This is a genomic window from Oerskovia enterophila, assembly GCF_044748475.1.
In the GTDB taxonomy this organism is placed as follows: domain Bacteria; phylum Actinomycetota; class Actinomycetes; order Actinomycetales; family Cellulomonadaceae; genus Oerskovia; species Oerskovia enterophila.
Map to the genome: position 1 here is coordinate 836,170 of NZ_JBIVFZ010000001.1, position 12,523 is coordinate 848,692.

The 12,523-nt window shown below is 70.5% G+C and carries 9 protein-coding genes; 6 read left to right on the top strand and 3 right to left on the bottom strand.

Annotated elements, in window-relative coordinates; all coding sequences use genetic code 11:
- Positions 1–12 precede the first annotated feature (12 nt).
- The 4 genes from tig (at position 13) to clpX (ending at position 4,579) form a co-directional block, all read left to right on the top strand.
- Complete coding sequence (tig, locus tag ACIPWA_RS03660; RefSeq protein ID WP_056648987.1) at positions 13–1,401, top strand: trigger factor; 1,389 nt, start codon at positions 13–15, stop codon at positions 1,399–1,401.
- 361 nt (positions 1,402–1,762) lie between these two features.
- Positions 1,763–2,389 (top strand): ATP-dependent Clp protease proteolytic subunit, encoded by a 627-nt coding sequence (locus tag ACIPWA_RS03665; protein ID WP_056648593.1) that lies wholly within the window; start codon positions 1,763–1,765, stop codon positions 2,387–2,389.
- Between the two features lie 50 nt (positions 2,390–2,439).
- On the top strand, positions 2,440–3,159 hold the full coding sequence (locus ACIPWA_RS03670) for an ATP-dependent Clp protease proteolytic subunit (RefSeq protein ID WP_082608699.1): 720 nt from the start codon (positions 2,440–2,442) through the stop codon (positions 3,157–3,159).
- Positions 3,160–3,307: 148 nt separating this feature from the next.
- Complete coding sequence (clpX, locus tag ACIPWA_RS03675) at positions 3,308–4,579, top strand: ATP-dependent Clp protease ATP-binding subunit ClpX (RefSeq protein ID WP_056648595.1); 1,272 nt, start codon at positions 3,308–3,310, stop codon at positions 4,577–4,579.
- Positions 4,580–4,658: 79 nt separating this feature from the next.
- Here clpX and ACIPWA_RS03680 read toward each other — a convergent pair whose 3' ends face one another.
- A complete protein-coding gene (locus tag ACIPWA_RS03680) occupies positions 4,659–6,479 on the bottom strand; it encodes an AMP-dependent synthetase/ligase (protein WP_400288182.1) in 1,821 nt (606 codons plus the stop codon).
- Positions 6,480–6,588: 109 nt separating this feature from the next.
- Here ACIPWA_RS03680 and ACIPWA_RS03685 point away from each other — a divergent pair, with 109 nt between their 5' ends.
- On the top strand, positions 6,589–6,942 hold the full coding sequence (locus tag ACIPWA_RS03685; protein ID WP_068625750.1) for a chorismate mutase: 354 nt from the start codon (positions 6,589–6,591) through the stop codon (positions 6,940–6,942).
- 244 nt (positions 6,943–7,186) lie between these two features.
- A complete protein-coding gene (locus tag ACIPWA_RS03690; RefSeq protein ID WP_056648600.1) occupies positions 7,187–8,386 on the top strand; it encodes a baeRF2 domain-containing protein in 1,200 nt (399 codons plus the stop codon).
- Between the two features lie 74 nt (positions 8,387–8,460).
- Here ACIPWA_RS03690 and valS read toward each other — a convergent pair whose 3' ends face one another.
- Positions 8,461–11,196: a valine--tRNA ligase gene (gene valS, locus ACIPWA_RS03695; RefSeq protein WP_082848913.1), complete on the bottom strand. Its 2,736-nt coding sequence runs from the start codon at positions 11,194–11,196 to the stop codon at positions 8,461–8,463.
- 99 nt (positions 11,197–11,295) lie between these two features.
- On the bottom strand, positions 11,296–12,363 hold the full coding sequence (locus ACIPWA_RS03700; protein WP_400288185.1) for a hypothetical protein: 1,068 nt from the start codon (positions 12,361–12,363) through the stop codon (positions 11,296–11,298).
- Positions 12,364–12,523: the final 160 nt, after the last annotated feature.

A 12,523-nucleotide genomic window follows, 5' to 3' on the forward strand; every position in this document is an offset into this window, starting at 1 on the left:
GAGATCATCGAAGTGAAGAGCGCCGTCGAGACCCTGGACCCCACCAAGGTCAAGTTGACCGTCGAGGTGGAGTACGACGAGCTCAAGCCGAGCATCGACCACGCCTACAAGCACATCGCGGAGCAGGTGAACGTCCCCGGTTTCCGCAAGGGCAAGATCCCCGCGCGCATCATCGACCAGCGCGTCGGTCGTGCTGCCGTGCTCGAGCACGCCATCAACGACGGCCTCTCCGGCTTCTACCGCCAGGCCGTCAACGAGTCGGGCATCCGCCCGCTCGGCCAGCCCGACGTCGAGGTCACCGAGGTGCCGCTCGACGCCGAGGGCTCGCTGCACTTCACGGCCACGGTCGAGGTCCGCCCGGAGATCGAGATCCCCGCGCTCGACTCCGTGAAGCTCACGGTCGAGGCCGCCGAGGTCTCCGCCGACGACATCGCGGAGCGCCTCGACGCGCTGCGCGAGCGTTTCGGCACGCTGGTCGGCGTCGACCGCCCCGCGGCCGAGGGCGACTTCGTCGTCATCGACCTCAAGGCCGTCATCGGCGACGAGGAGATCGACTCGGTCTCCGGCATCAGCTACCAGATCGGCTCGGGCAACATGCTCGAGGGCCTCGACGAGGCGCTCACGGGCCTCTCGGCCGGCGAGACCACGACCTTCAAGGCGCCGCTCGCGGGTGGCGACCACGAGGGCAAGGAGTCCGAGGTCACCGTCACGGCCACCTCGGTCAAGCAGCGTGACCTCCCCGAGGCCGACGACGAGTTCGCCGAGCTCGCGTCCGAGTTCGACACGATCGAGGAGCTCAAGGCGGACCTGCGCGAGCAGGTCGCGAGCATCAAGACCTCGAACCAGGCCGTCGAGGCGCGTGACGCCCTCGTCAAGCACCTCGTCGAGAACACCGAGATCCCCGTGCCCCAGGGCGCGGTCGAGGCCGAGGTGCACCGCCACCTCGAGTCCGAGGGTCGTCTCGAGGACGACGCGCACCGTGCCGAGGTCGTGGTCGACGCGACCAACGCGCTCAAGAACCAGATCCTCCTCGACACGCTCGCCGAGCAGCTGAAGATCAAGGTCGCCCAGAACGAGCTCCTGGACTACCTCGTCAACGCCTCGCGCCAGTACGGCATGGACCCGAACGAGTTCATCCAGTCGCTCGACCAGGGCGGCCAGATCCCCGCCATGGTCGGCGAGGTCGCGCGCTCCAAGTCGCTCGCCGTGGCACTGCGCCAGGTCGAGGTCAAGGACTCCGAGGGCAACGTCGTGGACCTGAGCGAGTTCATCGGCTCGGACGAGGAGGACGCGGCCGCTGACGCCGCTGCCGCCGCCGCGGGCGAGGACGTCACCGGCATCACGGACGAAGAGGGCATCGAGGTCGTCTCCGAGGACGAGGCAGCAGCCGACAAGGCCTGATCTCCCTGAGGACCGGCTCGACGAGCTGCCCGACGACGGCCCCCACCTCCGCGCGGAGGTGGGGGCCGTCGCGCATGGTCGGGTCGGCGACGGCACGGGGTGAGGGCTCGCTCCAGTGCCCGACGAGACCCGCGGGGTCGCCCGGGCGAGGGTCGCCTAACGGGCCCGGGAACGCCTGGTGAGCGGCGCCGTCGGGCAGCGGGGGCGCCCTTCCTGCGCCGACAGCGAAAACCCCGGATATCGGGACGGTTTCCGCTCCCTGCCCGCGTTAGGGTCACAGCAACGGTGACTCCGTCGACGACGGACAGCCGACCAGCCGCGACGTTCGAGCGTCGCGAGCGACGAGGGAACGACGAAGGAGATGGACGTGAGCGATCAGTTTCCGGTGGCACGAGCCGAGGGGCCGGGACTCGGCCTGAACGACTCCATCTACAACCGGCTGCTCAAGGAGCGCATCATCTGGCTGGGCTCGGAGGTGCGCGACGAGAACGCGAACGCCATCTGTGCCCAGATGATGCTGCTCGCGGCCGAGGACCCTGAGAAGGACATCTGGCTCTACATCAACTCGCCCGGCGGGTCGATCACGGCCGGCATGGCGATCTACGACACCATGCAGTACATCCAGCCCGACGTCGCGACCATCGCGATGGGCATGGCGGCCTCGATGGGGCAGTTCCTGCTCTCCTCGGGCACCAAGGGCAAGCGCTACGCGACGCCCCACGCCCGCGTCATGATGCACCAGCCCTCGGGCGGCATCGGCGGCACGGCGACCGACGTGCGCATCAACGCGCAGCTCATCATGCACATGAAGAAGGTCCTCTCGGAGCTGACGGCCGAGCAGACGGGCCAGCCCCTCGAGAAGATCCTCAAGGACAACGACCGCGACAGCTGGTTCACGGCTCCCGAGGCCCTCGAGTACGGCTTCATCGACCACGTCGTGACGAACGCTTCGTCGGTCACGGGTGGCGGCGGCACGACGAGCAGCTGAGCTCGCCGACAACCCGCCCACACGTCCACGACCCCACCCGAGGAGACACCTTGAGCTACTCAGCCAGCCAGGAATCGCAGTACATCTCGACCGCTCAGCGCCTCGCGGGCGCCGGAGCAGGCGGCGGCATCGCGCTCCCGCACGGCGCACCGTCCTCGCGCTACGTGCTCCCGCAGTTCGAGGAGCGCACGGCCTACGGCTTCAAGCGCCAGGACCCCTACACCAAGCTGTTCGAGGACCGCATCATCTTCCTGGGTGTCCAGGTCGACGACGCCTCGGCCGACGACGTCATGGCGCAGCTCCTGGTCCTGGAGAGCCAGGACCCCGACCGCGACATCATCCTCTACATCAACTCGCCCGGTGGGTCGTTCACGGCCATGACGGCGCTGTACGACACCATGCAGTACATCAAGCCGCAGATCCAGACCGTGTGCCTGGGACAGGCGGCCTCGGCCGCTGCGGTGCTGCTCGCGGCGGGCCAGCCCGGCAAGCGCCTCGCGCTCCCCAACGCCCGCGTGCTGATCCACCAGCCCGCGATGGAGGGCGGCGGCTACGCGCAGGCCTCGGACATCGAGATCCACGCGAACGAGCTCATCCGCATGCGCGAGTGGCTCGAGGACACGCTGGCCATGCACTCGGGTCGCGACGTCGAGCAGGTCCGTGAGGACATCGAGCGCGACAAGATCCTCACGGCCAAGCAGGCCCTGGAGTACGGCCTGGTCGACCAGGTCCTGGAGAGCCGCAAGCCGGTCATCCAGAACAAGCCCTGATCGGGACAATTCCTCCCGACCCACCGGGGTGCCCGGCTGACAACGGGCCCCCGGTGGTGTGCAATGGGGTGTAGGTCGGCAGGTGCCGTCCGGACCGCCGGGTCATCGACACCGGCGGAGCAGCAAGACCGAGGCTAGGAGGCTCGTAGTGGCTCGGATCGGAGATGGTGCGGACCTGCTGAAGTGTTCCTTCTGCGGTAAGTCCCAGAAGCAGGTCAAGAAGCTCATCGCGGGTCCCGGCGTGTACATCTGCGACGAGTGCATCGAGCTCTGCAACGAGATCATCGAGGAAGAGCTGTCGGAAGCGGCCGAGCTGGGGCTCGTCGAGCTCCCCAAGCCGCGCGAGATCTTCGACTTCCTCGAGCAGTACATCATCGGCCAGGACGCCGCCAAGCGAGCGCTGGCCGTCGCCGTGTACAACCACTACAAGCGGATCCAGGCAGGCGAGACGGCCCGTCCGTCGGACGACTCCCAGGTGGAGATCGCCAAGTCCAACATCCTGCTGATCGGCCCCACGGGGACCGGCAAGACCTACCTCGCCCAGACGCTCGCGAAGATGCTCAACGTGCCCTTCGCGATCGCGGACGCCACGGCGCTCACCGAGGCCGGCTACGTCGGCGAGGACGTGGAGAACATCCTCCTCAAGCTCATCCAGGCCGCCGACTACGACGTCAAGAAGGCCGAGACGGGCATCATCTACATCGACGAGGTCGACAAGGTCGCCCGCAAGTCGGAGAACCCCTCGATCACGCGCGACGTGTCGGGAGAGGGCGTCCAGCAGGCCCTGCTGAAGATCATCGAGGGCACCACGGCCTCGGTGCCGCCCCAGGGCGGGCGCAAGCACCCGCACCAGGAGTTCATCCAGATCGACACGACGAACGTCCTGTTCATCGTGGCCGGCGCGTTCGCCGGGCTCGACGAGATCGTCGCGACCCGCTCGCGCAAACGCGGCGTCGGGTTCGGCGCCCCCATGGACACGCACGAGGAAGCGGACCTCTTCGCCGAGGTCCGTCCCGAGGACCTGCAGAAGTACGGGCTCATCCCGGAGTTCATCGGTCGACTGCCCATCATCACGTCGGTCGCCAAGCTCGACACCGACGCCCTGGTACGCATCCTGACCGAGCCGCGCAACGCCCTGGTCAAGCAGTACCAGCGCATGTTCCAGATCGACGGCGTCGAGCTCGAGTTCGAGGACGACGCGATCGCGGCCATCGCGGACCAGGCCCTCCTCCGGGGGACCGGTGCCCGTGGGCTGCGCGCGATCATGGAAGAGGTCCTCCAGCAGGTCATGTTCGACGTCCCGAGCCGTGACGACGTCGAGCGCGTGGTCATCACGCGTGAGGCCGTGCTGGACAACGTGAACCCCACGCTGATCCCGCGCACGGCGATCAAGCGGGCCCCGCGCGAGCGGAGCGCCTAGCCGGCGCCGCACTCCTGACGCACGACGAAGGGCCCGGACCTCACGGTCCGGGCCCTTCGTCGTGCGTCAGGGGCCGTCGTCAGGCCTCGACCGACACCTGCGACCCGTACAGGTCGTCGATCGTGGTCGAGAAGTCCTTGAGGACCAGTCCGCGCTTGACCTTGAGCGACGGGGTCAGGTACCCGTTGTGCTCGGTGAAGTCGGTCGTGAGCACCTGGATCTTGCGGATCGACTCGGCCCGCGAGACGGCCTCGTTGGCGCGGGTCACGGCGCGGTCGAGGGCCGCGAGGACCGTGGGGTCCGCGGCGGCGGTCGCGACGTCCATGGACGGCAGGCCGTGCGTCGAGAGCCACCCCGGGAGCATCTCGGGGTCGAGCGTGACCAGGGCGCCGATGAACGGACGCTGGTCGCCGACCACGACGACCTGGCTCACGAGCGGGTGGGCGCGCAGGCGGTCCTCGAGCTGGGCCGGGGCGACGTTCTTGCCGCCCGCGGTCACGATGATCTCCTTCTTGCGCCCCGTGATCCGCAGGTAGCCGTCCGTGTCGATCGAGGCGAGGTCGCCCGTACGGAACCAGCCGTCCTGGAGCACCTCGGCGGTCAGGTCGGGCTGGTTGTGGTAGCCGCGGAAGACGTGGTCGCCCCGGACGAGCAGCTCGCCGTCGGGGTCGACCTTGATCGCGGTGCCGGGGAACGCCGGGCCCACCGTGCCGATCTTGAGCAGGCCGGGCAGGTTCACCGCGGTCGGTGCCGTGGTCTCGGTGAGGCCGTAGCCCTCGAGGATCGTCAGGCCGACCCCGCGGAAGAAGTGGCCCAGGCGCTCGCCGAGCGGGGCCCCGCCCGAGATCGAGTGCGTGAGGTCGCCGCCCAGCGCGGCGCGCATCGTGGCGAACACCAGTCGGTCGGCCACCGCGTGCTGAGCCTTGAGCACGACCGAGGGGCCGGAGGGCTTGTCCAGGGCGCGCGAGTACGTGATGGCGACCTTCGCGGCCCAGTGGAAGATGCGGCGCTTGGCGCCCGCGCCGGCCTTCTGCTCGGCCGCGTTGTAGACCTTCTCGAACACGCGGGGGACCGCGAGGAGGAATGTCGGCTTGTACGTGCCCAGGTCCGGTACGAGCTGCTTGATGTCCGCCGAGTGCGCGAGGACCGCGGTGGGCGACGCGATGCACACGACCTGGATGAAGCGCGCGAACACGTGCGCCAGGGGCAGGAACAGGAGCGTGCGGGCGTCGGGCGTCGCGACGATCTCGCCGAGGCCCTGGACCCCGTTGCGGGCGAGGTGCACGAAGTTCAGGTGCGTGAGCTCGACACCCTTGGGGCGTCCCGTGGCCCCCGAGGTGTAGATGATGGTCGCGAGGTCGTCGCGGCCCGTGGCCGCGCGGCGCGCGTCGATCTCGGTGCGCTCGACCGTGGAACCGGCGGCCTGCAGGTCGGCGACCGCGCCGTCGTCGAGCACCAGGACGTCCCGGAGGAGCGGGAGCCGCTCGCGGACGCTCGCCACGACCTGCGCGTGCGCGGACGTCTCGACCACGACGAGGCTCACCTCGGAGTCCGACAGGATCCACTCGACCTGGTCGGCCGAGGACGTCTCGTAGACCGGGATGGGGACGGCGCCCGCGGCCCAGATCGCGAAGTCGAGCAGCGTCCACTCGTAGCGGGTGCGCGACATGATCGCGACGCGGTCTCCCGCGGCGACACCGCGCGCGACCAGGCCGCGGGCGACCGCGATCACCTCGTCGTCGAAGGCGCGGGCCGTGACGGGCTGCCAGGGGCCGCCCTGCGTGAGGCGTCGCTCGATCACCGCGTCGTCACCGGACCGCTCCGCGCGGTCGGTGAGAAGGGTGCTGATGCTGCTGGTGGCCGGTACCTCGACGAGGCTCGGCGACGCGAATTCGGTCATGTCTACTCTCCGGTGAGTGGTGGGGCAAGGACCGACTTTACTGTGTACTCGGCGTCTCATGTTCTTCCGGCCGTGCTCCGGCGGGCTCGCAGGTGCCTAGGATCGACGGATGACCGAGCCCCACGCCGACGGCACCCAGGTGCCGTCCGTGCCCCCCGAGATCCTCACCCTCCGCCAGAGCATCGACAACATCGACGCTGCGCTGGTCCACCTCCTCGCCGAGCGCTTCAAGTTCACCCGCCGCGTGGGCGAGCTCAAGGCCCAGGGTGGGCTCCCGCCCGCGGACCCCGCAAGGGACCAGCAGCAGATCGACCGCCTGACCGGCATCGCCGAGGCCTCGGGACTCGACCCGGCGTTCGCCGAGCAGTTCCGCGAGTTCATCGTGAGCGAGGTCATCCGCCACCACCGCAGCATCGCCGAGGCGCACCAGGGCGAGGCGCCCGTGCTCGACACGTACTCCTGAGGCTCCGTGAAGGTTCCTGAGGCGTCCTGAGGCACGCGTCGGACGGGGTGCGCCTGTCGGCTGCGCGCCACCGGGGGCGTGGCCGCAGCCCCTGCCCGGGCGCGACCGCAGCCCCTGCCCGGTCCCGGGCGACGAAGCCGCGCCCCCGGTGGCGGTCGCCGTGCCCGTGCACCAGGCTGGTGAGGACATCGGGGCGGTCGGCCTCCGACCGTCCCTCCGACGATGGATGTCTAGAGGTGCCTGCATGAAGATCGACTGGCTCAAGCCCCTGCTCGGCCACCCCGGCCCCTTCGCGACCGTCTACCTCGACGCGACGCGTTCCAACGAGGCGGGTGATCGCGAGGTCGAGAACCGGTGGAAGGGCGTGCGCCGGGCCCTCGCGAACGCGGGAGCGCCGGCAAGCATCATCGACGAGCTCGAGGAGTCCGTCACCCTGCCCACGAGGATGCCCGGACCGCACGGCCGCGTCCTCATCGCCGACGAGGAGGGGGTCCTCGTCGACCGCGTGCTGAAGGACCCGCCCGCCGTGACCAAGGGGCTCTGGGGCCCCGTCCCCGCGCTGCTGCAGGCCGCCCGGGCGGCCGACGAGTCCGTGGACTACGTCCGCGTCGTGGTCGACCGCCAGGGGGCGGACATCACCTGGTCGGTCGCCGGCGGGCACCTGCCCTACGGCGACGCCGAGTCCGTCGAGGGCGGGCACGACGTCATCAACAAGGTCCGTACCGGTGGTCTCTCGCACAAGCGCATCGAGACACGCGCCGAGGACTCGTGGGACCGCAACGCCGAGGCCGTCGCGACCGAGCTCGACCGGCAGGTCCTCGAGCACCGCCCCGAGCTGATCCTCATCACGGGCGACGTCCGGGCGGTCCCGCTCGTGCGCGCCGCCCTCAACAAGGCCACCGACGAGCTCGTGGTCGAGGTCGCGGGCGGCGGTCGCGGGCCCGGCATCAACGAGGCGGCGTTCGAGGCCAAGGTCGCGGACGCGCTCGCGAGCTTCCGCGAGCGGCGCCGTGAGTCCGTGCTCGCGGAGTTCCGCCAGGAGCAGGGTCGCGAGGCCGCCGCGGTGACCTCGCTCGAGGACGTGGTCGCCGTCCTGTCGCGCGGACAGGTCAAGGAGCTCATCCTGGCCGACGAGTACGGCCAGGACACCGAGCTCGACGGGCGCACGCTGTGGATCGGGCCGAGCCCGCTGCACATCGGCTCCGCGCGCTCGGACATCACGGACCTGGGCGTGAGCGAGGGGATCGAGGAGCTGCCCGCGACGGTGGCGCTGGTCCGCGCGGCGATCGGCCAGGACGCTGGGCTCACGTTCTCACCCGACGGCAGCGTCGACCTCATCGAGGGCGTCGGGGCCACGCTGCGGTGGAACGACGACGGGACGCCCAACGAGGTCGCCGCGACCATGTCGGGCGACGACAAGAGGCTCCGGGGAGAGATCGTGTGACCTCGGTCTGACGGACGACGCAGGGCCCCGACCACACGTGCGGTCGGGGCCCTGCGTCATGCCGCTCGGCGGCGTCAGCCGCGGTTGCGCACCTCGGGCTCACCGAGCTCCGAGTGCACGACGACGATCCCGCCCTGGACGGCCGGGTCGCCCTGGCCCTCGCTCGCCTCGACGACGTCGAACGACCCGGTCACGCGGCCGGCGCCGCGGATGTCGACCTCGGCCGCCCGGACCGACGCGACGAGCTCCGCGGGGACGGCCAGCGTCACGGCGAGGATCGGGGTGCGCATCGAGACCTTGGCCTCCGACTTGACCTTGCGCAGCGCGGCCAACGCGTGACCGGCGCCCACGAGGACGACGGGGACGCCACCCCTTGTCGCGGGAAGGAGCTCGGCCGTCGTGGGCCACGGTGCGCGGTGCACCGAGCCCTTGCGCCACCACGACCACACCTCTTCGGTGGCGAACGGCAGGTACGGCGCGAACAGACGCAGCAGGGTGTCGAGAGCCAGGGCGAGCGCGACGCGAGCAGACTGCGTCTCGGGCGTGACGTCGTCGGGCCCGGCTCCGGCGCCGTAGGCGCGGTCCTTGACGAGCTCGAGGTAGTCGTCGCAGAACGTCCAGAAGAACGTCTCCGAGAGCTCCAGGGCACGCGTGTGGTCGTAGTCCTCGAGAGCGTCGGTTGCACGGGCCACCACCTCGACGAGGCTCGCGATCATCGAGCGGTCGATCGGCTCGGTCACGAGGGCCGGGTCGAGCGTGATCTCGCTGCCGCCGAACGACAGCGCGAACTTGGACGCGTTGAGGACCTTGATCGCGAGGCGGCGGCCGATCTTCATCTGGCCGACCTCGAACGCCGCGTCGGTGCCGAGGCGGGCCGAGGCGGCCCAGTAGCGGACCGCGTCCGAGCCGTGCTCCTCGAGCAGGCCCATGGGCGTCACCACGTTGCCCTTGGACTTGGACATCTTCTTGCGGTCGGGGTCCAGGATCCAGCCCGAGATCGCGGCGTTGGTCCACGGGAGCGAGCCGTGCTCGAGGTGCGAGCGGACCACCGTGGAGAAGAGCCACGTGCGGATGATGTCCTGGCCCTGGGGGCGCAGGTCCATGGGGAAGACGCGCTCGAACAGATCCGGGTCCGACTCCCAGCCGCCCGCGATCTGCGGGGTCAGCGACGAGGTGGCCCAGGTGTCCATGACGTCGGGCTCGCCCACGAACCCACCGGGCACGCCCCGCTGCTCGGCCGTGTAGCCGGCCGGGACGTCCGAGGACGGGTCGATCGGCAGGAGCGCCTCGTCGGGGACGATCGGGTGCTCGTAGTCGGTCTCGCCCGACTCCAGGACCGGGTACCACAGCGGGATGGCGACACCGAAGAAGCGCTGGCGCGAGACGAGCCAGTCGCCGTTGAGGCCACCCACCCAGTTCTCGTAGCGCACCTGCATGAACTCGGGGTGGAACTTGAGCTCACGCCCGCGCTCGAGCAGCTCCTCGCGCAGCGGCACGTCGCGCCCGCCGTTGCGGATGTACCACTGGCGCGAGGTGACGATCTCGAGGGGCTTGTCGCCCTTCTCGAAGAAGTTCGCCTTGCGCTGGGTCGCGACGGGCTCGCCGTCCAGGTCGCCGGTCTCGCGCAGCGCGTCGACCACGGCCGTGCGGGCCGAGAAGGTCGTCTTGCCCGCGATCTCCTCGAACAGCGCGACCGCGCGCTCGGACGTCAGCCACGCCGGCGTCTCGCGCGTGATGCGCCCGTCGCGGTTGATGATCGAGCGCGTGGGAAGCTGCAGCTCGCGCCACCACTGGACGTCGGTCAGGTCGCCGAACGTGCAGCACATCGCGATGCCCGCGCCCTTGTCCATCTGCGCGGCGGGGTGCGCCAGGACGGGCACCTCGACGTCGAACAGGGGGGACGTGACCGTGGTGCCGAACAGGCCCTGGTAGCGCTCGTCGTCAGGGTGCGCGATGAGCGCGACGCAGGCCGCGAGCAGCTCGGGGCGCGTGGTCTCGATGTAGACCTTCTCGCCGCCGGCGGCGTGGAACGCGACCTTGTGGAAGTGGCCCGGGTAGTCGCGCGCCTCGAGCTCGGCCTGCGCGACGGCCGTCTGGAACGTGACGTCCCACAGGCCCGGGGCCTCGGACTGGTACGCCTCGCCGCGCGAGAGGTTCCGCAGGAACGCCTTCTGCGCCACGATGCGTGCCGGCACGCCGATGGTCTGGTAGTGGTGCGACCAGTCGACCGACAGGCCCAGGCGGCGCCACAGCTCCTCGAACTGGACCTCGTCCTCGGCCGTCAGGCGCTCGCACAGCTCGACGAAGTTGCGCCGCGAGACGGGCTGCTGGTCGGCGGCCTTGACGCTCTTGCCCTCGGCTCCCTGGAGCGGGGGCTCGTAGCCCTCGACGTAGGGCAACGTCGGGTCGCAGCGCACGCCGTAGTAGTTCTGCACACGGCGCTCGGTCGGCAGGCCGTTGTCGTCCCAGCCCATGGGGTAGAAGACCTCGCGGCCGCGCATGCGCTGGAAGCGCGCGACGACGTCGGTGTGCGTGTACGAGAACACATGACCCACGTGCAGCGAGCCCGAGACCGTGGGCGGCGGGGTGTCGATCGAGTAGACCTGCTCGCGGGTCTTGGAGCGGTCGAACGAGTAGGTGCCCTGGTCCTTCCAGGCGGCGTCGAACTTGGCCTCGAGGCCGTCGAGGCTCACCTTGTCCGGTACCTCTCCGACCACGGCACGGATGACCTCGGTGCCCTCGACGGGGGCGGGTGCGGTGGTGGGAGGGGTGGCGGGTGCGGGCGTGGTGCCCTCGGCGGGTGAGCTCATGGTCGACATTCTCCCAGATCCGGCGGCATGGGCCGACGGCATCTCGGCGCCCGGTACGCCCCCGACGCGCTCCGGGCGTGTGCCCGGCGTGCGGCCGGTTCAGCCGCGGGCGAGCAGTGCCGCCACGAGGATCGCGACGGTCGCCGCGACCGGGTACAGCAGCAGGATCCGCACCACCCAGCGGTCGTCGCCCCGGTGGGGAGGCGGCATGGGGCTCGGAGGCTCGTGCGCCGCCTCGGTGGCACTCCGTCCGTTCCCGTCGTGCAGGACGCTCGAGAGCGTCGCGACCAGGCGCAGGAGCCACTCCCACGTCGCCGGGTCGAGGGTGACCAGGGGGCTTCGGCTGTACACGTAGAAGCGGTCCTCGACGATCTCGGCCGACACGGGCGCCCCGAGCAGGGGCACGACGACCTCGACGGACAGGATCTGCCGGGCCACGTCCTGCGCGGCCCGGGGCCCGAGGACGCGGACGTGCTCGTCGAGCCCGCTCCCGAGCGTGAGGTCGAGCGAGCGCAGCGGGCGGCGCGGGGCCAGGGTCCCGCGTGCGCCTCGGGTGCGGCGTCGTTCGAGGACGATGTGCGGGTGCGTGCGGTCCAACGGGAACGCCAGGTAGTCCCACGAGTGGCTCCCGCCGCGCGTGCTGTTCTCCTGGGAGGTGTAGCTGCCGATCTCCACCGGGTACGGGCCCCGTGTGCGCAGGACGTCACGGACGACGCCGTCGACCCCGATCCGGAAGATCGAGCCGGGCCGGTCCAGGTCCGTGGTCTCGGGCGTGAAGTCGAGCCCGTTCGCCGCGGCGAAGCGGCTCAGCCGGTAGGACCGCTCGCGCCGTTGCGCGGTCCCTCGGCGCACGCCCACGACGAGGAGCGCGCAGACGCCCACGGCCGCGGGCACGGTGAGCCACGGGACGAGGGCGAACGAGGGGGTCACGTCCAGGGCGTCGTACACCCACTGCGTGATCAAGGTGAGGACGACGCCGATCGTGACCGCCACGAGCGAGAGCGCGAAGGCGCCCAGCACCACTCCGAGGAGGGTCCCGACCACCACGACCGCGGCCGAGCGGCGAGCGGGTCCGTGGGAGCGGTCCGCGAGGACTGCGGAGCGGTCCACGGGTTCCACGAGTGCGCGCGCGTCGAGGGGCCGCTGTCCTGCGGAGGGCGTGATCACCCGGCGACGATAGCCGAGGTGACCTCTGACGGGTGCGGGAAGGGCCGAAGGTCCCTGGTCCGCAAGGTCATCTACTCGTAACCTTCCAGCAAAGACATGGGCGCGTGTGGGTGTGCCCCGTCTCTCCGCCGCCTTCGTGCGAGGCCCGACCCTGGAGTAG

Excerpts from the sequence above, each read along its gene's own strand:
- valS (WP_082848913.1), bottom strand. The coding sequence starts at position 11,196 with ATGAGCTCACCCGCCGAGGGCACCACGCCCGCACCCGCCACCCCTCCC.
- ACIPWA_RS03665 (WP_056648593.1), top strand. The coding sequence starts at position 1,763 with ATGGACGTGAGCGATCAGTTTCCGGTGGCACGAGCCGAGGGGCCGGGA.
- ACIPWA_RS03690 (WP_056648600.1), top strand. The coding sequence starts at position 7,187 with ATGAAGATCGACTGGCTCAAGCCCCTGCTCGGCCACCCCGGCCCCTTC.
- ACIPWA_RS03685 (WP_068625750.1), top strand. The coding sequence starts at position 6,589 with ATGACCGAGCCCCACGCCGACGGCACCCAGGTGCCGTCCGTGCCCCCC.
- ACIPWA_RS03680 (WP_400288182.1), bottom strand. The coding sequence starts at position 6,479 with ATGACCGAATTCGCGTCGCCGAGCCTCGTCGAGGTACCGGCCACCAGC.